This is a genomic window from Streptomyces sp. NPDC043952, from assembly GCF_056435325.1.
In genome coordinates this window covers 182,912-201,589 of sequence record NZ_JBWKES010000009.1, presented here as the reverse complement: position 1 = coordinate 201,589, position 18,678 = coordinate 182,912, and the positions used below count along the sequence as shown (strand labels likewise).

At 74.5% G+C, this 18,678-nt stretch carries 15 protein-coding genes and 1 riboswitch; of the genes, 5 read left to right on the top strand and 10 right to left on the bottom strand.

What is annotated here, in order from left to right; all coding sequences use genetic code 11:
- Positions 1–146: 146 nt before the first annotated feature.
- Positions 147–277, bottom strand: a riboswitch (FMN riboswitch).
- Between the two features lie 340 nt (positions 278–617).
- The gene (locus AC069R_RS13770) at positions 618–1,358 is read left to right on the top strand and encodes an SDR family oxidoreductase (RefSeq protein WP_478767020.1); all 741 of its coding nucleotides are present in this window, start codon (positions 618–620) and stop codon (positions 1,356–1,358) included.
- A 248-nt stretch (positions 1,359–1,606) separates the two neighbouring features.
- Here the strand turns inward: AC069R_RS13770 and AC069R_RS13765 are convergent, their stop codons facing one another.
- Positions 1,607–3,247 carry an ROK family transcriptional regulator gene (locus tag AC069R_RS13765; protein ID WP_478767019.1) on the bottom strand — a complete coding sequence of 547 codons (1,641 nt, stop codon included), beginning with the start codon at positions 3,245–3,247 and terminating at the stop codon, positions 1,607–1,609.
- A 341-nt stretch (positions 3,248–3,588) separates the two neighbouring features.
- On the opposite strand from AC069R_RS13765, the gene AC069R_RS13760 reads away from it, so the two are divergent.
- Positions 3,589–4,791: an MFS transporter gene (locus AC069R_RS13760; protein WP_478767018.1), complete on the top strand. Its 1,203-nt coding sequence runs from the start codon at positions 3,589–3,591 to the stop codon at positions 4,789–4,791.
- Here the strand turns inward: AC069R_RS13760 and AC069R_RS13755 are convergent.
- Positions 4,751–5,209 carry an acyl-CoA thioesterase gene (locus AC069R_RS13755; protein WP_478767017.1) on the bottom strand — a complete coding sequence of 153 codons (459 nt, stop codon included), beginning with the start codon at positions 5,207–5,209 and terminating at the stop codon, positions 4,751–4,753. The two genes, AC069R_RS13760 and AC069R_RS13755, sit on opposite strands and share 41 nt — an antisense overlap.
- A gap of 205 nt (positions 5,210–5,414) precedes the next feature.
- Here AC069R_RS13755 and AC069R_RS13750 point away from each other — a divergent pair, with 205 nt between their 5' ends.
- From AC069R_RS13750 to AC069R_RS13740, 3 genes are all read left to right on the top strand, one after another.
- Entirely contained in the window at positions 5,415–6,806 is a 1,392-nt protein-coding gene (locus AC069R_RS13750) for a uracil-xanthine permease family protein (protein WP_478767016.1), read from the top strand.
- 101 nt (positions 6,807–6,907) lie between these two features.
- Entirely contained in the window at positions 6,908–7,612 is a 705-nt protein-coding gene (locus AC069R_RS13745) for a DUF5995 family protein (RefSeq protein ID WP_478767015.1), read from the top strand.
- 44 nt (positions 7,613–7,656) lie between these two features.
- Positions 7,657–8,586, top strand: coding sequence for an LLM class F420-dependent oxidoreductase (locus tag AC069R_RS13740; RefSeq protein WP_478767014.1), 930 nt, complete (start codon positions 7,657–7,659; stop codon positions 8,584–8,586).
- A 39-nt stretch (positions 8,587–8,625) separates the two neighbouring features.
- Here the strand turns inward: AC069R_RS13740 and AC069R_RS13735 are convergent, their stop codons facing one another.
- The 8 genes from AC069R_RS13735 to AC069R_RS13700 form a co-directional block, all read right to left on the bottom strand.
- Positions 8,626–10,323 carry a flavin monoamine oxidase family protein gene (locus AC069R_RS13735; protein WP_478767013.1) on the bottom strand — a complete coding sequence of 566 codons (1,698 nt, stop codon included), beginning with the start codon at positions 10,321–10,323 and terminating at the stop codon, positions 8,626–8,628.
- A 59-nt stretch (positions 10,324–10,382) separates the two neighbouring features.
- The gene (locus AC069R_RS13730) at positions 10,383–11,171 is read right to left on the bottom strand and encodes a carbon-nitrogen hydrolase family protein (RefSeq protein ID WP_478767012.1); all 789 of its coding nucleotides are present in this window, start codon (positions 11,169–11,171) and stop codon (positions 10,383–10,385) included.
- A gap of 205 nt (positions 11,172–11,376) precedes the next feature.
- Positions 11,377–12,045: a DUF4232 domain-containing protein gene (locus AC069R_RS13725; protein ID WP_478767011.1), complete on the bottom strand. Its 669-nt coding sequence runs from the start codon at positions 12,043–12,045 to the stop codon at positions 11,377–11,379.
- Positions 12,046–12,146: 101 nt separating this feature from the next.
- Positions 12,147–12,530 carry a DUF742 domain-containing protein gene (locus tag AC069R_RS13720; RefSeq protein WP_478767010.1) on the bottom strand — a complete coding sequence of 128 codons (384 nt, stop codon included), beginning with the start codon at positions 12,528–12,530 and terminating at the stop codon, positions 12,147–12,149.
- A gap of 7 nt (positions 12,531–12,537) precedes the next feature.
- Complete coding sequence (locus AC069R_RS13715) at positions 12,538–12,966, bottom strand: roadblock/LC7 domain-containing protein (protein ID WP_478767009.1); 429 nt, start codon at positions 12,964–12,966, stop codon at positions 12,538–12,540.
- A 7-nt stretch (positions 12,967–12,973) separates the two neighbouring features.
- Positions 12,974–16,018: a sensor histidine kinase gene (locus AC069R_RS13710; RefSeq protein WP_478767008.1), complete on the bottom strand. Its 3,045-nt coding sequence runs from the start codon at positions 16,016–16,018 to the stop codon at positions 12,974–12,976.
- Positions 16,019–16,113: 95 nt separating this feature from the next.
- On the bottom strand, positions 16,114–17,583 hold the full coding sequence (locus AC069R_RS13705; RefSeq protein WP_478767007.1) for an HAD-IA family hydrolase: 1,470 nt from the start codon (positions 17,581–17,583) through the stop codon (positions 16,114–16,116).
- A 14-nt stretch (positions 17,584–17,597) separates the two neighbouring features.
- Positions 17,598–18,674 (bottom strand): ABC transporter ATP-binding protein, encoded by a 1,077-nt coding sequence (locus tag AC069R_RS13700; protein WP_478767006.1) that lies wholly within the window; start codon positions 18,672–18,674, stop codon positions 17,598–17,600.
- Between the last annotated feature and the right edge of the window lie 4 nt (positions 18,675–18,678).

Genomic DNA, 18,678 nt, shown 5'->3' with positions numbered 1-18,678 from the left:
TGCCTCATGGGGCACGGACTCCGGGGCCTGTCGATGACGACAGAGTCTACGGATGAGCACACGAGTCGGGACGTCGCCGAAGAGGCCCGTCCGGATACGGACGAGACCGGATACGGCGGCGCGCACACGGAACGCATGCCCGCCCGCCGCGCACTGCCTCCCATCCGGACTTTAACCGTCGGTCCAGGAATTTCACCTGGTCAACCGGTCGCTGGAGGCGACCGGGTCGCGGACTGTAACCGCCGGTTCGGACTTTCACCGACCCCGGAGTGCGCTGCTTCTGGTACACGGCCAGTGTGCCACGCCGGGCGGCCGCGCCGACAGGGGGTCCGTGTGGGCTCGCTCACAGTGCGTGTCCCCGCGCCCGCACCCCACGACGGCCGGAATCAACTCCCCCTACCACCGCGCACGTTGACCCCTCCACCCCCATTGACCTTATTGGTCTAGTCCTTTTAGGGTGCCGATCGGGCCCGGCGGCGGTGACGACGGCCCTTGCCCGCCGCCGGGTCGCCAACGGTCCGGACCGGGGCGATGTCACAGGTCCGGGCGGCCGGCCGGTCCTCTCCGGTGAGGGCGCCCCAGCGGGGGGGCGTCCCGTCCGGAGGGACGGAAACAGCATGGCCACGATTCTGGTCACCGGCGGCACCGGCACGCTCGGCCGGCGGGTCGCCGACCGGCTGCGGGCGGACGGGCAGGAGGTGCGGGTGCTCAGCCGGCGCGCCCGGCCGTACGGCGTGGACCTGCGCACGGGCGGCCCCGATCTGGACGCGGCGCTCGCCGGGGTGGCGACGGTGGTGCACTGCGCGAGCAGCCCGCGGGGCGGGGACGAGGAGGCGGCCGAACACCTGACGGCGGCGGCGCGGCGGGCCGGGGTGGGGCATCTGGTGTACGTCTCCATCGTCGGGGTGGACCGGGTGCCGTTCGGCTACTACCGGACCAAGTACGCGGTGGAGCGGCGGATCGAACGCTCCGGGCTCGGCTTCACGATCCTGCGCGCGACCCAGTTCCACGACCTGCTGGTCTCGGTCTTCGGGGCCCTCGCCAGGTCGCCGGTGCTGCCGCTGCCGGCGCGCGTGTACGACCAGCCGGTGGAGGTGGCCGAAGTCGCCGACCGGCTGGCCGAGTTGGCCCGCGCCACGCCGGCGGGCCGGGTCCCCGACATGGGCGGCCCCGAGGTGCGCCCGCTCGCCTCCCTGGCCCACGCCTACCTGCGCGCCACGGGCCGCCGCCGCGCGGTGACCACCCTCCCCCTGTGCGGCGCGACGTACCGCGCCTTCCGCCGGGGCGAGCATCTGACCCCACGGCAGGCGGTGGGCAAGGGCACGTTCGAGGAGTATCTGGAGCGGCGGTTCGGGTAGGGGGCCCGGTTCGGGAGGCGGGAGCGCGGCTCGGGGAGGCGGGAGCGCGGCTCGGCGGGGGCCGGTTCGAGTAGGCGGGGGCGCGGTTCGGGGAGGCGGGAGCGTGGTTCGGGGGCGGGGGCCCGGTTCGGGGAGGCGGGAGCACCGTTCGGGTAGGCGGGGTCCGGCGGCTACGACGCGGGCGGGAACAGCGGTGGCTACGACGCGGGCGGGGGCCCAGTGGCTACGACGGGCGGGAGCCCCGGTGGTTACGACGGGACGGGCGATCGGAGCGGGGCGGACCACAGCTCGTCCTGAGCCCGGTCGCGGGCCGTCAGCAGGGCGCCCCGCAGGACGGCGGAGCCGCCGAGGCCACTGGCGCGCACCTCGGTGGGCAGCGGCGACATCCGGCGCAGCCGCTCCGCCACCAGCCCGGCGAGTACGTCGCCCCCGGCCCGGCCGACCTCGCCCCCGAGGACCACACAGCCGGGATCCAGCACGGCGACGACGGAGGCGGCACCGATGGCGAGACGGCCGGCGAGGGCGGAGAGGAAGCGGCCTTCGGCACCGGCTCCCGACACCTCCGACTCGAACCCCGGCCCCGCCATCCCCGGCACGGACCCCGGCCCCGGCACCTCCGGCCCCAACCCCCGCCCCGGCACCTCCGGCCCGGCTTCCCGCCCCACCTCCTCCGACTCAATCCCCCGACCCGCCGCCTCCGGCCCGCACCCCCGGTCCGGTGCCTCCGCCCGGACCTTCTGACCCGGCCCCTCCCGCTCAGACACCCGCCCCCGCACATCCGGCCCCAACTCCCAACCCGGCACGTCCGGCCCGGCCCCCCGACCCGGCACCTCCGACTCAATCCCCCGACCCGCCGCCTCCGGCCCGCACCCCCGACCCGGCTCCTCCGCCTCGAACACCCGCCCCCGCACATCCGGCCCCAACCCCCGCCCCGGCACCTCCGGCCCGGCCCCCCGACCCGGCGCCTCCGGTCCACCAGACCCCGCCCGCAGCCGCTCCACCGCCGCGCGCACCACGTCCGCCGCTCCCGGACCGTCCGCCACCGGGGGGACCGGCAGGCCGTGTTCCGTCGCCAGGGATACGACCGCCGCCGCGCCCGCCAGGGCGTGGAAGCCGCCCGCGCAGTCCGTGGCCGAGGGCAGGGCGCCCGTGCCCGGCACCGGGAGGAAGCCGATCTCGCCGGTGCCGCCGGAGGCGCCGCGGCGCAGGGTGCCGTCGAGGACGACCGCCGCGCCGGTGCCATGGCCGAGCCAGAGGAGGACGAAGGTGTCGCGGTCGCGGGCGGCGCCCTCGCGCTGTTCGGCGAGGGCGGCGAGGTTGGTCTCGTTCTCCACGGTGACGCGGGCACCGGGCAGCCGTTCCTGGAGGGCGGCGGCCAGGCTGCGGTGCCAGGCGGGCAGGCCCGCGCAATCGCGCAGATCACCGGTGGCCGGGTCGATGAGGCCCGGCGCGCCGATGCCGACCGTGTGCGGCCCGTCCACGCCGGCCCGCCCGAGGGCGCCCGCCACCGCCGCCACCACCCGCTGCACCGCGGGCCCGGTCCCGGTGTCCCCCTCGATCGGCACGGACGCCTCGGCGAGCACCCGCCCCACCAGGTCGGCGACGAGCACGGCGACCCCCTCGGTGCGCACGTCGAGCGCCGCCAGGTGGGCGCGGTCGGCGGCGATGCCGTAGAGCCGGGCGTTGGGTCCCCGGCGGGCCGCCCCGGACTCCCCCACGACGGTGATCAGCCCGGCGGCGCCGAGCCGCTCGACGAGGTCGGCGACCGTCGGCCGGGACAGCCCGGTCAGCTGCTTCAACTGCCCTGCCGTCAGCGGGCCTTGGTCCTGGAGGAGCCCCAGGGCCAGGCGGTCGTTGATGGCCCGTGCGGTACTCGGTGATGCGGGCATGGCGGGGATCCTTCCACATCGAACGCCCAGCCCCCCGCGGTCGGCGGGGCGGCGACCGGCAGTCGGCAGACCGGCCCCCGACGGGACGGCCCCCGGCAGCCACGGACCGGCCCCGCGGCCGGCGGACCAGCCCCCGCAGCCGGCGGACCGGCCCCCGAACGTCGGCGAACCAGCCGCCGCGGCCGACGGGAGGACCATCACCTCCGGCGGGCAAGCCACCACGGTCGGTCGGCAAGTCACCGCCCACGGCCGACAGGCCATCGCGGCTCGTTTCGGCGCTATCTATCAGGCAGGGTCCCTGATAGTTTACGGCGCACCAACGGGCGGGGAGGAGCGCGGGCATGGGGGACCTGAGCGAGGTGCGGCGCGCGCGGAGCGCCGTCGCGGCCGTGTTCGCCGTCCACGGCGCCGTGACCGGCTCCTTCGCGACCCGCGTGCCCTGGGTCCAGGACCACGCCTCGCTCGGCGCGGGCCGGCTGGGCTTCGCGCTCGCCTTCACCGCGCTCGGCGCCTCCTGCGCGATGCCGCTCGCGGGCCGGATCAGCCACCGCTTCGGCAGCCGCAACGCGCTGCGCGGGCTGATCGCGCTGTGGACCCTCTCCCTCGTGCTGCCCGCCCTCGCGCCGAACCTGCCGGCCCTGTGCCTGGCGATGTTCACCTACGGCGCCTGCGCGGGCATGGCGGACGTGGCGATGAACGCGCTCGGCGTCGAGGTCGAGCGGCGGCTCGGCAAGTCGGTGCTGTCCGGGCTGCACGGGATGTGGAGCGCGGGCGCCCTGGCCGGCTCCGCCGCCGGTACGCTCGCCGCGCATCTCGGCGCCGACGCACGCACCCACTTCCTGCTGGCCTCGGCCGTCCTGACCGTCCTCGGCGTGCTCTCTTGCACCCGGGTGCTGGACATACAGCCCGCCGAGGACGAGGAGCCGCCGCCCCGGTTCGCGCTGCCGCCCCGCTCCGCGCTGCTGATCGGCATGGTCGGCTTCTGCGCGGTGTTCGCGGAGGGCGCGAGCCTCGACTGGTCGGCGGTGTTCCTGCGGGACCGGCTGGACAGCTCGGCCGGCCTCGCGGCGGCGTCGACCACCGCCTTCATGCTGACGATGGCCGTGGCCCGGATCGCCGGGGACGCGGTGGTGAACCGGTTCGGGGCGGTGCGCACGGTCCGGGCCGGCGGTGTCCTGGCCGTCCTCGGCGGTCTGCTGGTCGTGCTCGCCGGGCAGCCGCTCGTGGCGATGGGCGGCTTCGCCCTGATGGGGCTCGGCATCGCGGTCGTCGTACCGCTGTGCTTCGCCGCCGCCGGGCACGCCGGGCCCAACCCCAGTCAGGCCATCGCGGGCGTGGCGACCATCACCTACACCTCGGGGCTGATCGCGCCGAGCCTGATCGGCGGGGTGGCGCAGGCGACCAGCCTGGTGGTCTCGTTCGGCGTGGTGACGGCGCTCGCGTGCGGACTCGCGGGGTGCGCGGGCGTGCTGCGCTCCGCCGAGCGCGGGGCCGGGCGGGAGGTCAGTCCGCGGGCCGCAGCAGTTCCCGGGCCGCGGACCTGAAGCCGTCGCTCCAGGGGGCCGGGCGCAGGGTGGTCGCGTCGAGGCGCACCAGCACCCGCGCGCCTTGTGCGTAGGTCGTGGAGCCGTCGGCCGAGCAGAAGCGGAAGCCGTAGGTCAGCCCGGTGGTGCCGAGCCGGTCCAGCCAGAGGTGGACGGCGTAGCGGCCGGGGCTCGTGACGGGCGCCTCGTAGCCGATGCGCAGTTCGCGCACCGCGTTGCAGGCGTCCCCGGCCGCCGCCCAGTCGCCGTCGAAGCGGATGCCGTGCTCGTGCCACAGCTCGGTCCAGGCGCGCTCGACCAGCAGCGGATAGCGGGCGTTGTGCAGCAGGCCGAGCGCGTCGAGGTCGTCGAAGTGGACGGTGACGGGAATCAGCCGGCCGTGGGCGAGGGCGGGTACGGAGGGGGCTTCGGCGGTCACGGCGGGGCTCCTGGGCAGGGGCCGGGGGCGGTCCCCGGCAGGTACGGCCCTCCATACTAAGCGACCGCTCAGCACGCCCTCCGGGACACCCCCGCGCGGGCGGTGTGCGCGGTCCGCGCCGACGACCAGCGACAATGGTGCGGATACCCCCTGTCCCCCGGCCCCCTCGGCTGCCCGGACGCAACACAGAAAGCGAAACCCCACCATGGACCTCGGCGTGCGCTGGAAACTGCACGGTGACGGGAAGACCCCCGCGCCCGGAGCAGTGGTACGGCCCGACGAACGGCTGACCTGGCCCCGGACGGTGGGCCTCGGCGCCCAGCACGTGGTCGCGATGTTCGGCGCCTCCTTCGTGGCGCCGGTACTGATGGGCCTGGACCCCAACCTGTCGATCATGATGTCCGGCGTCGCCACGGTCATCTTCCTGCTCGCCACCCGCGGCCGGGTGCCCAGCTACCTCGGCTGCTCGCTGTCCTTCGTGGGCGTGGCCGCGGTCATCCGGGCGCAGGGCGGTACGAGCGCCACGGTGACCGGCGCCACCCTGTGCGTCGGTGTCGTGCTGTTCCTGGTGGGCCTCGCGGTGCAGCGGTTCGGGGCGCGGATCATCCACGCGGCCATGCCGCCCATCGTGACCGGCGCGGTCGTGATGCTGATCGGCTTCAACCTGGCCCCGGTGACCGCCTCCACCTACTGGCCGCAGGACCAGTGGACGGCGCTGCTCGTGATGCTGTTCACCGGGCTCGCGGTGGTGTGTCTGCGCGGCTTCTGGTCCCGGATCGCGATCTTCCTCGGGCTGGTCTTCGGCTACGGCATCTCCTGGGTCTTCGACCGGATCTTCGGCAAGATCCACTCCGTGGGCGGCGACGGCAAGCTGACCGACCACTGGCGCCTGGACCTCTCGGGCGTGGCCAAGGCCGACTGGATCGGTCTGCCGCACTTCCACGGCCCGTCCTTCCAGTGGTCGGCGATCCTGGTCGCGCTGCCGGTCGTCATCGCGCTGGTCGCGGAGAATGCGGGCCATGTCAAGGCGGTCGGCGAGATGACCGGCGACCCGCTGGACGACAAGCTGGGCACGGCGATCTCGGCCGACGGCGTCGCCTCCATGCTGTCCACCGCGGTGGGCGGCCCGCCGAACACCACCTACTCCGAGAACATCGGCGTGATGGCCGCGACCCGCGTCTACTCCACCGCCGCGTACTGGGCGGCGGCCGGCTTCGCCCTGCTGTTCGGCCTGTGCCCGAAGTTCGGCGCGATCGTGGCCGCCATTCCGGGCGGGGTCCTCGGCGGGATCACGGTCATCCTCTACGGCATGATCGGCCTGCTCGGCGCGCAGATCTGGCTGAACGCCAAGGTGGACCTGCGCAATCCGCTGAACCTGGTGCCGGCCGCCGCGGGCATCATCATCGGCGTGGGCAACGTCAGCATGAAGTTCACCAGCAACTTCTCGCTCAGCGGTATCGCGCTGGGCACCCTGGTCGTCATCACCGGCTACCACGCGCTGCGCGCCTTCGCCCCGGCCCACCTCAAGAAGCAGCAGCCGCTGCTGGACGAGGGCACCTCCAGCTACGACCCGGACTCCCCGCCCGCGCAGCCGTAAGTCCCCTTTTCCCACCGGATCGTGAGGACCCGTTCCCCCGTTCCGGCGACGCACCGGGCCGGTCGGCGCTCCGGCCGGTTCCGGGCTGCGACCCTTCCCCCATGTCGCAGTCGTCCTCCGTCATCGGCCCCGCCGGCGCCACCGGTCCCGTCGACGCCGTGGTCTCCCGGATGCGGGCCCTGGCCGCCGTCCTGCCCGCGCGGGACGGCGTGGCCGTGTTCAACCGCGTGTACCTCACCGTCACCGAGGAGATCGACCGCCGCCTGGGCGCCGGGCAGTTCCCCGATCCGCGGGCGGCCGTGGCGCTGGACGTGCGCTTCGCCGAGCGGTACCTCTCCGCGGTCGACGCCGCCGAGGCGGACCTGAGACCGCCCGCCTGCTGGCGGCCGCTGTTCCAGCTGCGCCGCCATCCCCAGGTACGCCCGCTCCAGTTCGCGCTGGCCGGGGTCAACGCCCATATCGGGCACGACCTCGCGCTCGCCGTGGTGGACGCCTGCCGCACCGTCGGCTGCGAACCCGCCGATCTGGCCGACGAGTTCGACCAGGTCGGCGAGATCCTCACGGCCCTGGAGGAACGGGTCCGCGAGGATCTGATGCCGGGCCCCGACCTGCTCCAGCTCGCCGATCCGCTCACCCATCTGCTGAGCGCCTGGAGCCTGGAGCGCGCCCGCGACGCGGCCTGGGCGGCGGCGCGGGCCCTGTGGGCGCTGCGGCACAGCCCGGACATCGCCGAGGAGTTCGCCGTACGGCTGGACGCGGCGGTGGGGTTCGCGGGCAGGATGCTGCTGACGCCGCTCACGCACTGAGAGATCCCGGCACGGAAAGATCCCGGCTACGAAGGAGCTACGCCATGGCGACCCGGCTCGGACTCGGTCTTCCCCAGATGCGGCAGTTCTCGATCGGCAGGGACGTCCCGGCGGTGGCCCGCGCCGCCGAGCGGATCGGCTACGACAGTCTGTGGGTCTTCGAGCGGGCCCTGTTCCCGGAGCCCGCCACCCAGGGCTTGTACGGCATCGACGGCTCGCCCTGGCCCGACCAGTACCGGTCGGTGGCGGAGCCGCTGGTCACCCTCATCCTCGCCGCGGCGGCCACCGAGCGCGCGGAGCTGGGCACCAGCGTGCTGGTGGCGCCGCTGCATCTGCCGTTCCAGCTGGCCAGGGCGCTGGCCTCGCTCGACGCGGCGAGCGGCGGCCGGGTGCTGGCGGGCCTGGGCACCGGCTGGTCGCTGGACGAGTACGCGGCCTCCGGCGTCCGGCCCTTCGCGGAGCGCGGGGCGGTGCTGGAGGAGGTCATCGACGTGTGCCGCGCGGTGTGGGGCCCGGACCCGGTCGTCCACGACGGCCCCCTGGCGAAGATCGCGCCGGCCGTGGTCGGGCCCAAGCCGGCCCGCCCGATCCCGATCCTGCTGGCCGCGGGCAACCCGCGCTCCTGGCGGCGCCTGGTCGACAAGGCCGACGGCTGGCTGCCGGTGGCCATGGGCGGCGTTCGGGTGGCCGAGCAGTGGCGGCGGCTGCGCGAACTGGCCGAGGCGCGGGGCCGTACGGAGCCGATCCGCACGGTGCTGCGGGTGAACGCCGAGCCGTGCCGCAAGCCGTACGAGGGCGCCGACCGCCGCCCCTTCCAGGGCAGCACCGACCAGATCGTGCGGGACCTGGTGGAGTACGCGGAGATCGGCCTGGCGGAGATCCTGCTCGACCTCCAGGGCACCGCACGGGACGCGGCGGAGCTGACGGACATCGCCGCCGAGGTGTTCGAGAAGGCGCGGGCGGCCGGAGTCTGACCGGCCGCCCGCGCCCCGCCGCCCCGTGCCCGTGTCCGGTCAGTCCTCCGGCAGCTCCACCGGGGCGATCTCGTCGTAGACGTCGCCCGGACCGGGGTTGGTCGGGTCGGTCTCGCCGCCGAAGTGGCGCATGACGCCCCAGACCGCGTTCAGCGCGGTCTGGACGGCGCCCTCGGCCCAGCCGGCCGTCCAGGAGATGTCGTCGCCGGCGAGGAAGATGCCCCGCTTGTCGGCGGGCAGCCGGTCCTGCATGAAGTGCGTGAACAGGCGCCGCTGGTAGCGGTAGTGGCCGGGCAGGTTGGCCTTGAACGCGCCCATGAAGTAGGGCTCGTTCTCCCAGGAGACGGTCACCGGGTTGCCGATGATGTGCTTGCGGATGTCGACGTTCGGGTAGATCTCGCCGAGCGAGTTCAGCATGACCTCCATCCGCTCGTTCGCGGACAGCGGCAGCCACTTCAGGCTGTCGTCGCACCAGGTGTACGACAGGCAGATCACGGCGGGCTTGTCCGGGCCGTTGTCGAGCAGGTAGGTCCCGCGCGTCATCCGGTCGGTGAGGGTCATCGACATGACGTCCCGGCCGGTCCGCTCGTCCTTGTCCAGCCAGAACGGCCGGTCCACGGGGACGAACAGCTTGCTGGACTCCATGTAGTGGGTGCGCTCGATCGCGGTCCAGTGGTCGATCGGGAACAGCGAGTCGTCGCAGGCGATCTTGGACAGCAGCATCCAGGACTGGGCGGTGAAGATCGCCGCCTTGTAGGTGCGGATGTCGCCGCGCGCGTCCGTCACGGTGATCTGGTTGCCCGCGGTGCGGTGCAGCCGGGTCACGGCCGGGCGCGGCTCGCCGTTCGCGTGCAGGGAGCTGAGCGAGGTGCCGTAAGGCCAGTGGACGATCTTCTCCGGCTCGCGCTCCCACAGGCGCAGCGGCAGCTGCTGGGAGCCGCCGACGATGCCGCGGTGGTGGTCGTCGGCCTCGGTGTAGACGACGCGCAGGATCTCCAGGATGGAGTTCGGGAAGTCGGTGTCCCAGCCGCCGGTGCCGAAGCCGACCTGGCCGAAGATCTCGCGGTGCCGGAAGGACTTGAAGGCCTCGGAGTCGCACAGGAAGCCGTAGAAGGTCTGGTTGTCGAGCTTCTCGACCAGCTTCGCCCAGATCTCGCGGATGCGCGGCACGTCCCGCTCGCGCATGGCGCGGTTCATGTCGGAGAAGTCGGCGCCCTCTTCGAGGCACCTGTTCCAGGCGTCGGCGACGTCCCGGTACACCTGGGGCAGGTCGTCGACGGTGACCGCGTAGTGCGACTCGCCCTTGAGGTCCACGACGGTCGACGGGGTCGCCTCGGCCAGCGGGTTGGGGAACGGCCGGGTGGTGAGGCCGACCAGGTCGATGTAGTGCTGGAGGGCGGTGGAGGAGGGCGGGAAGCGCATCGCGCCCAGCTCGCAGTTCAGTTCCTCGTCGCAGCCCTCGAAGCCGACGGTGCGCAGCCGGCCGCCGAGCTGGTCGGCCTCGTAGACGACGGGCTTGAGGCCCATCTTCATCAGCTCGTAGGCGGCGACGAGACCGGAGAGACCGCCGCCGATGACGGCGACCTCGGTGCCGTGCTCGGTCGCCGGGATCTGGCCGAGGCCCGCCGGGTGGGCGAGGTAGTCGTCGTAGGCGTAGGGGAAGTCCGGGCCGAACATGGTGATCGGCGGCTGCTGCCCGTCGGTGTGCTCGACGGCGGTGGGCACCGTGGACGTCATGGGGTACGGACTCCTTGCACGGAAGAACTGAGGGTGAAGTCAGGCGAGTTGACGGTGCGTCAGGTCAGCGAGCCGTAGAGGCCCGGACGACGGTCCGCCAGGTAGGGGTTGGCCGCGCGGGAGGCGGCCAGGAAGGCCGGGTCGGCGTCGGCGAACACCAGCTGCTCGGCGCGGCCCGCACGGGTCCGGGCGACGCCGTCGGGGCCGGCGAGGACGGAGAGGCCGACGAACTCGAACTCCCCTTCCTGGCCGACCCGGTTGACGTACGCGACGTACATCTGGTTCTCGAAGGCGCGCACCGGGATCATCGACTCGGCGACGAACTGGTACGGGTGCATCTGGGCGGTCGGGACCAGCAGCAGGTCGGTGCCGGCCAGGGCGTGGGCCCGGACGTTCTCCGGGAACTCGACGTCGTAGCAGATCAGCAGGCCGACGGTGAGGCCGTTCAGCTCGGCCTGGACGACCTGGTGCTCGCCCGGCGTGAAGTGGTCGCGCTCGAAGCAGCCGAAGAGGTGGGTCTTGCGGTAGTTCGCGAGCCGGGTGCCGTCGGCGGAGATCAGCTGGGCGGAGTTGTAGACCGTGTCGCCGTCGCGCTCGGGGTAGCCGTAGGCGATGGCGAGGCCGTGCCGGACGGCACTCTCGCTGATCGCGGCGGCGCAGGCGCCGTCGGCGGGCTCGGCGAGGCGGCCGATGTCGTCGCCGATCGCGTAGCCGGTGAGGAACATCTCGGGCGCGGTCAGCAGTGCGGCGCCCGCGGCCGCGGCCCGGCCCGCGGCCTCGTCCAGAACCCGCAGGTTCTCGGCGACGGAGCCGGGGCGGCCGGAGCTCTGGAGCAGGGCGGTGCGCATGCGTCTACCTCACCGGTCACGGAGGGGGTTCGGGGTCAGATAGACGGTACGGTCGGCGCGCGCGGCGGGACAAGGAGCAGCCGTTGCGCGCCGGTGCGCGGTTCGTTGCGTGCGCGGGGGATGCGGCGGCGATTCGTTGCGTGCCCCCGGCGGGATGCGGTCCGGGGGCGCTGTGCGGGCGCCCCCGTGCGCGTCGGGGCCCGCGTTACTTGCCGGTGCCGACCGGGTCGACGGTGATGTCGGGGCCGCTCTCGGTGACGGGGACGTTGATCCCGGCGTTCAGGGTCGTGGAGTGGGTCTCGTTCGGCGGGGTGACGACGAGCTGGGTGAAGGTCTCGCCGGAGCCGCCGGAGTTGTTCGGCTGGTAGTGCAGGGTGAAGCGGGTCTCGGCGCCCGGCTGGAGGGTGACGGTGGGGGCGGCGAGCTTGCTGCGGGAGGCGCTGACCGTGCCGTCCTTGCTCTTCAGGTCGACGCCCGGGAAGCCGTGCAGGGTGCAGTTGGCCGAGCCGGTGTTCTTCATGTTGACGATCAGCTCGCCCTCGCCCATGCCCCCGGAGGTGCTGAAGGAGAGGTGGTCGGTGGTGCAGCCGGCACCGGAGGCGCGGCCGGAGCCGGTGGGGCCGTGCGCGGAGCTGGACTGGCCGCCGTTCTGGCCGGTCGAGCCGGAGCCGCTGGAGCCGGTGCCCGTGGAGCCGGTGGAGCCCGTCGAGCCGCCGCTGCCGCCGGAGCCCTGGGTGCCCGAGGTGTCCGAGGCGGTGCTGCCCGGCGAGGAGGAGTCGCTGCCGCCGGAATGGTTGTCGCTGCTCCCGCACGCGGTGAGCGACAGGCCCGCGGCGAGGGCGACGACGAGCAGCGAGATCTTCTGGACGCGCATGATTCCCCTTAGAGGTACGGCTGACGTGCTGTTCCCTGAGACAGGCGGGGTGGAACGGGGGTTCCGGCCTGCACCGGTCCCCTACATGGCTGTTACAAAGACTAGAAGTCGCGCAGCCGGTCGACGATCTCCCGCAGCAGTGCGGGATCGGCGGTGGGGCCGCCGGCCGGGTCCCGGCGGGGCGCGGTGATGCGGACCAGGCCCGCCTCGGCCAGGTCGCCGAGCAGCACGCGCACCACGGTCAGGGGCAGGTCGGCGTCGGCGGCCAGCTCGGCGACCGGGCGCGGGCCGCGTCGCACCAGGTCCAGCAGGGCGGCGCTCGCGTGATCGACGCCGGCCGCGGCGGCGTCCGCCGGCTCCAGGGCGGTGACCCGCGACATCAGGTCGATGGAATGCCGGTCCGAGGGCCGGGTACGGCCTCGGGTCACGGTGTACGGCCGCACCATCGACCCGGTCTCGTCCTCGTACCAGTGCTCGTCGCTCACGGCGGGATCATGGGGTGGCACGGGCTGCCGCGTCCAGGTGGCTGCCGAGGCGGCGGACCAGCAAAGCCATCTCGTGGGCGAGTTGGCCGACGTCGGTACCGGCCTCGCTGAGCACGGCGAGCCGGCTGCCGTGTCCGGCCGGGGTGATGAACAGGTAGGCCTCGTCCAGCATCACCATGGTCTGCCGCACCCGGCCGGCGGCGAACCGCTCCCCCGCGGAACGGGCGAGGCCGTGGAAGCCGGAGCAGACGGCGGCCAGGTGCTCGATGTCCTGCCGGGGCATGCCCTCGGAGCTGCTCAGTGCGAGGCCGTCGGCGGTGAGCAGCACGGCCTGGCGGACGTGGTCGGTGCGTGCCACGAGGTCGTCCAGCAGCCAGCCGAGGTCCGTGCCGGGGGTTCCGGCGGGTGCGGTGGGTGCGGCGGGCCGGTCAGGCATCTGGTCGTCACCGTGCATCGTCGGTGTCCGTCCCTTCGTCGACGTGGGTGTTCACGGTGTTCACGGTGTCGTCGGCATGGTCGCCGGGCCGCGTGGGCATTCCCTTGCGCCCCTGGTCGAGCCCCCGCTGAAAGGCCCCGAAGATCGCCCGCATCTCCTCGGCATCCACCTCCCGCCGCCCGCCCTCCGCCTGCTCCCGCGGCTCCTCCCGCAACTGCCGGGCGAGGGAGGCCTGACGGACGCGGGTGGGAAGGGCGGGGACGGAGCCGCCATGCGGGGCGCCGGTCTCGTGGGGGGTGCCGGTTTCGCGACTGGCGCCGGTCTCGTGCGGGGCGGCGGCCTCGCGCGGGGCCCCGGTCCCGTGCGGGGCGATGGCCTCATGCGGGGCGTTGCCCTCGCGGGTGGCGGGGCGCCTCGTCGGGAGGGGTGGGGGCTGGGAGATCGCGGGGGCGCCGGCGGGCGGAGGTACAGGGGTGCCGGGTACGGCGTGGGGGGTGCCGGGTACGGAGGTGGGCGCGGAAGCGTGCGGTGCTTGCCAGGGGGTGGCGGACTCGGACCGGCCGGGCCTCCGGGGAGGCAAGGGCTCGGGCCGCGCGGACCGGGAGAGACCGGCCTGCGCCGGGGCATCGGGCGGCGAGGGCGTGTGCGCGGGGTCGCCGGCTCGGGAGGACATCGGCCACGGGGTCCCGGCATCCGACGGAGCCTGCCGGGAGTCTTCGGCCTCGGACGACGACGCCCCCGGCCCGGCCCCGGACTCGGTCGTGCCCGGCCTTTTCCTCGACGGCAGGGACTCGGACGCCACGTCCCACGCGGCACCGGACCCATGCCTACCCGGCTGCTCGGACGGCTTCTGCCGGCCGGCGTCGGCCCCGGACGCACCGGACCCCCCGGTCGGCCGCGGGCCGGATGCCGCCGCGCTGCTTCCCGCAGGATCGTTCCTGCGCCGGGACGGCAGCGGTCGTACCTCGCCGTGCTCACTGTGCGGCAGCGACCGTACCTCACTGCGCGCCTCGGGCGGCAGCGGTCGTACCCCGCCGTGCTGCTCGGGCGGCAGCGGGACGCGGACTCCGCCGGGCCCGGACAGTGCCCCCGCCGGCGCGGCCGTCGGTTCGGGCGCCGGGCGCGGGTCCGTGCCGCCGGTCGCCGCCAGGATCGTGTCCGGCAGCAGCACCACCGCCGTCGTACCCCCGTACGGGGAGTCCCGGAGGCTGACGTCGATGCCGTGGCGGGCGGCGAGGCGGCCGACGACGTAGAGGCCGAGGCGGTCGTGGCGGGTGGGGTCGAAGGCGTCCGGGTCGGTGAGGGTGCGCTCGGCGTGGGCACGGGCCTCGGCGTCCAGGCCGAGCCCGCGGTCGTCGATCTCCAGCACGAAGCCGCCGCCGGCCCGCCCGGTGCGCAGCGTCACCTCGGTGTGCGGCGGCGAGAACACCGTGGCGTTCTCCAGGAGTTCGGCGAAGAGGTGGACGACGTCGGCGACCGCGTCCGCCGCGATCCCGGTGTCCGGCATCGGCGGCACCACCACCCGCGCGTAGTCCTCGATCTCGCCGACCGCCGAGGCGACGACCTGCGCGATGGGCACCGGGCGGCGCCAACGGCGGCCGGGCGCCGAGCCGGAGAGGATGATCAGACTCTCCGCGTGCCGCCGCATCCGGGTGGTGAGATGGTCGATGCGGAACAGCTCGCGCAGGATGTCGGGGTCCTCGGTGCGCCGCTCCAGCGTGTCCACGAGCTTCAACTGCCGGTGCACCAGCGCCTGGTTGCGGCGCGCGATGTTGAGCAGCACCGCGAACAGCCCCCGGCGGAGCGTCGCCTGCCGCACCGCGGCCTCGACCGCGGCCAGCCGCGCGGTGTTGAAGGACCGACCGACCTGCCCGATCTCGTCGTCGCGGCCCCCGGCGGCGGCGAGCGGCGGCGCCTCGGCCGCCGCGTCCACCTCCTCACCGGCGCTCAAGCGGCGCATCACGTCGGGGAGTTGCCGGGCGGCCAGCACATCGGCGGCGTCCCGCAGGGCCTCCAGGCGGCGCGAGATGCGCCGGGCGCCGCGCACCGCGAACCACAGCGACAGCCCCGCGACGACCAGTCCCGCGCCACCGGCGATCGCCGCGCGGGTCAGCTCCTGGTAGGCGAACGCCCGTCCGCGCGCGGCGGAGTCGTCGGCGGCCGCGACGCACAGGTCGCGGTACTGCCGCACGATCCGGTCCACGGTCGAGCGCCAGCTGTCCGCCGCGACCGCCTGCGCCGCCCCGCCCGCCCCGGCCCGCAGCAGCGCGTCCTCGCCCTGGTTCAGCGAGCGGTACAGGGCGCCCTGCTGGAACTTCTCGAACAGGGCGCGCGAGTCGGCGGGCAGGTCGGGCACATAGGTCTGCTGGAAGACCCGCCGGTCCTCGATGGTCTGGGTGAGCGCGGTGTACTGGCCGGGAGTCAGCGCGGTGCCCGCCGCCCGCGCCCCGGCGACCAGCGCGTCCTCGCGGGAGACGAACTCGCGCACCCGGACCAGCTCGACGACGGTCCCGGACTCGCGGGCGAGCTGTCCGGCCTGGAGCGCGGTCAGCGTGGTCTGCACATCGAAGGCGGGCTCCACCAGCGCGCTGTACTGCTCGACCGCCTGGTCCCAGCGGATCTGCCGGGTGAGCACGCGCTGGCGCAGCCCGTCCAGCCTGCCGGTGGCCGTCACCATGGCGTCCAGCGACTGCCGCTGGCGCGCCGTGAGCCGGCTCCGGTCGCCGCCGCGGATCGCCTGCCGCATGGCGTCGACCGCCTGATCGGTACGGCGCTGCTGGCCGAGCAGCCGGCCCGCCCCCGCGGCGTCCCGGCCGCCGGCGCCCAGGTAGGCGGCGGACAGCCGGCGTTCGATCTGGATCTGCCCGACGGCGGTGTCCACGGGGCTGCCGAAGTCGTGGTACACCCCCTGGACCCGGATCAGCGCGCGCAGCTCCGCGGTGTCGGACACCATGGCGAAGCCCCACAGGGCCAGCAGCGCGATGGCCGGTGCGAGCGCGAGCGCCACGATCCGGGTGCGGACGGTGGTGGGACGGCCAAGGGGCCAGCGCATGGGAGGACCTACCGGTATTACCAGTCAGTAGAGAGCCCGCACAACCTACGGGACGGTCACCACGCACCGCAACGGCGACCGCCGGTAACCCCAGGTCAGCTCACAGGAGACACAAAGCGCGCGAGGACCGCGGCATGGTCGGAGGGCCACTCGTTTCCGGCCACGTCCGGCCAGGGGCGGGGGTTCCCGGTGACGACGGTGCGCGCGTCCCGGACGGTCAGGCCCCGGTGCAGCACGTAATCGATCCGGTCCTGCGGCTCGGCCCGGCCGCTGCCGTCCTCGTGCACCGGGTGGATCGGCGACCAGGTGTGTCCGGGGGCCGCGACGGGATCGGGATGGGCCTGCCGGTAGGCGTCGGCGAACCCCGCCTCCTCGGCGGCCCTGGTCACCGGCCAGGCCACGTCGGGCCAGTCCAGGTGGGAGGGGCAGTTGAAGTCGCCGGTGAGGACGACCGGGACGCTCGCCTCGGACGCCTTCCCGATCCGCTCCAGCGCGTCCCGCAGCTGGGCGAGCCGCAGCTCCTCGTGGGCGATCAGCCCGGCCGCCGGCAGCCCGTCGAAGGCGGACTCGTAGGGCCCGTAGGGGGTGTAGTACAGATGCGCGGTCCATACGTCGACCGCGCGGCCGGGGGCGACCTGGACGCGGACGCCCGCGGCGCCGTAGAAGCCGACGTCCGGGTCGCCGAAGCGGGCGGTGATCGGGTGGCGGCTGATGATGCCGAGGTTCTCCCCGGCCCGGTGGTGGTGCCAGCCGAGGGCCTCGGCCAGCTCCCGAGCGGCGGTGCCGGCGGTCTCCTGGAGCCCGACGACGTCGGCGCCGCTGTCCCGGATCACCCTGACCTGCTTGGCCCGGTGGTCGTCCACCTTCGCGCCGCCGAGCCACAGGTTCCAGCTCAGGATGGTCAGCGCGGGCGCGGTCATGGCGCTCAGCTCCCCGACGGTGACCCCGGCGAGGCTGTCCCGCACGGTGCGGCCGGGCGCGGCGCCGATCGGGGCGAGGGAGGGCACGGCGAGCACCGCGCACCCGGCGGCCTCGGCGGAGGCCACTCCGGTCGCGGTGTCCTCGACGGCCACGCAGGCGGCCGGCTCGACGCCGAGGGCGCGGCAGGCGGCGAGGTACGGCTCGGGGTCGGGCTTGGTGCGGGCGGTGTCGTCGGCCGTGATGGAGAGGGCGAACCGGTACGCCCCGAGGGCCTCGATGACGAGGTCGGCGACCGCGCGCGGGGACGCGGTGACCAGCGCGGCCGGGACGCCCTCGGCGGCGAGGGCGTCCAGCAGGGCGAGGGCGCCGGGGCGGGGCACGATCTCGGTGCGGACCCGGTCGGCGAACGCGCGGTGGAGCCCGGCGGCGAGGTCCGCGGCCGGCCGCCCGGTGGTGCGGGCGAGCCAGTCGGCGGTGTGTTCCACCGGGCGGCCGAGGACGTCCGGCTGGTCGGCCTCGGTCAGCGGCCGGCCGGCGACCGCCGCGACCGCCTCCCACCACAGGTGCTCGGTGTCCACGAGCGTGCCGTCCATGTCGAACAGGACTGCCTGGAGCGGGAGTCGGGAGGTGTGGGGGGTGGTCACGTGGATGTCTGTCCTCAGTTCTCGGTGCGGGGGGCCACGAGCACGGGGCGTTCCGGCAGCGAGGCGGTGACGGCGGCGCCGGCGCCCAGGCCCGCGGCCTCGTGCGCGGGCAGGTCGGCCTTGGCCTCGGTGCCGTCGGCGAGCTGGACGGTGAGCCGGACGACCGCGCCGAGGAAGGCGGTGGCGACGACCCGGCCGCCGCCCTGCTCGTCGGCGCGTACCCGCAGGTTCTCGGGCCGTACCAGGACGTCCACCGTGCCGTCCGGCGCGTCGCCGTCGGCGGGCAGGCGCTGCCCGAGCACCTCGACGGTGCCGTCCTTCAGCTCGCCGGGGACGCGGCTCATGGTGCCGACGAACTCGGCGACGAAGGCGGTGGCGGGGCGGCCGTACAACTCGGCGGGCTCCGCGCACTGTTCGAGCCGGCCGGCGCGCATCACGGCGACCCGGTCGGCGATCGACAGGGCCTCCTCCTGGTCGTGGGTGACGAAGAGGGTGGTGATGCCGAGTTCCTGCTGGAGCCGGCGGATCTCCTCGCGCAGGCTCAGCCGGACCTTGGCGTCCAGGGCGGACAGCGGCTCGTCGAGCAGCAGCACGCGGGGGCGCAGGGCGAGGGCGCGGGCGAGCGCGATGCGCTGCTGCTGGCCGCCGGAGAGCTGGTGCGGGAACCGCTCCCCCTTGTCGCCGAGGCCGACCAGTTCCAGCAACTCGTCGGCCCTGGTCCGGCGTTCGGCCGTACGGACGCCCCGCATACGCAGCCCGAAGGCCACGTTGTCGACGGCGCTGAGATGCGGGAAGAGGCTGTACGACTGGAAGACCATCCCGGCGTCGCGGCGGTGGGCCGGCACATGGGTGATGTCCCGGCCGTCGACCAGTACCGCGCCGGAGTCGGGGTGTTCGAACCCGGCGAGCATGCGCAGGGCGGTGGTCTTGCCGCAGCCGGAGGGGCCGAGCAGGGCCAGGAACTCACCGGGGCGGACGGTGAGGTCGAGCCCGTCGAGGGCGACGGTGGCGCCGAACTCGCGGCGCAGGCCCCGGAATTCGACGGTCGCGGCCTGCTCGGTGGCGGGCTTCTCAAGTGTGGTGGCGGTCATGGTG

What these genes read in the sequence shown, in the direction of transcription:
- AC069R_RS13770 (WP_478767020.1), top strand. Translation starts at nt 618, where the DNA reads ATGGCCACGATTCTGGTCACCGGCGGCACCGGCACGCTCGGCCGGCGG.
- AC069R_RS13765 (WP_478767019.1), bottom strand. Translation starts at nt 3,247, where the DNA reads ATGCCCGCATCACCGAGTACCGCACGGGCCATCAACGACCGCCTGGCC.
- AC069R_RS13760 (WP_478767018.1), top strand. Translation starts at nt 3,589, where the DNA reads ATGGGGGACCTGAGCGAGGTGCGGCGCGCGCGGAGCGCCGTCGCGGCC.
- AC069R_RS13750 (WP_478767016.1), top strand. Translation starts at nt 5,415, where the DNA reads ATGGACCTCGGCGTGCGCTGGAAACTGCACGGTGACGGGAAGACCCCC.
- AC069R_RS13745 (WP_478767015.1), top strand. Translation starts at nt 6,908, where the DNA reads ATGTCGCAGTCGTCCTCCGTCATCGGCCCCGCCGGCGCCACCGGTCCC.
- AC069R_RS13740 (WP_478767014.1), top strand. Translation starts at nt 7,657, where the DNA reads ATGGCGACCCGGCTCGGACTCGGTCTTCCCCAGATGCGGCAGTTCTCG.
- AC069R_RS13735 (WP_478767013.1), bottom strand. Translation starts at nt 10,323, where the DNA reads ATGACGTCCACGGTGCCCACCGCCGTCGAGCACACCGACGGGCAGCAG.
- AC069R_RS13730 (WP_478767012.1), bottom strand. Translation starts at nt 11,171, where the DNA reads ATGCGCACCGCCCTGCTCCAGAGCTCCGGCCGCCCCGGCTCCGTCGCC.
- AC069R_RS13725 (WP_478767011.1), bottom strand. Translation starts at nt 12,045, where the DNA reads ATGCGCGTCCAGAAGATCTCGCTGCTCGTCGTCGCCCTCGCCGCGGGC.
- AC069R_RS13715 (WP_478767009.1), bottom strand. Translation starts at nt 12,966, where the DNA reads ATGCCTGACCGGCCCGCCGCACCCACCGCACCCGCCGGAACCCCCGGC.
- AC069R_RS13710 (WP_478767008.1), bottom strand. Translation starts at nt 16,018, where the DNA reads ATGCGCTGGCCCCTTGGCCGTCCCACCACCGTCCGCACCCGGATCGTG.
- AC069R_RS13700 (WP_478767006.1), bottom strand. Translation starts at nt 18,674, where the DNA reads ATGACCGCCACCACACTTGAGAAGCCCGCCACCGAGCAGGCCGCGACC.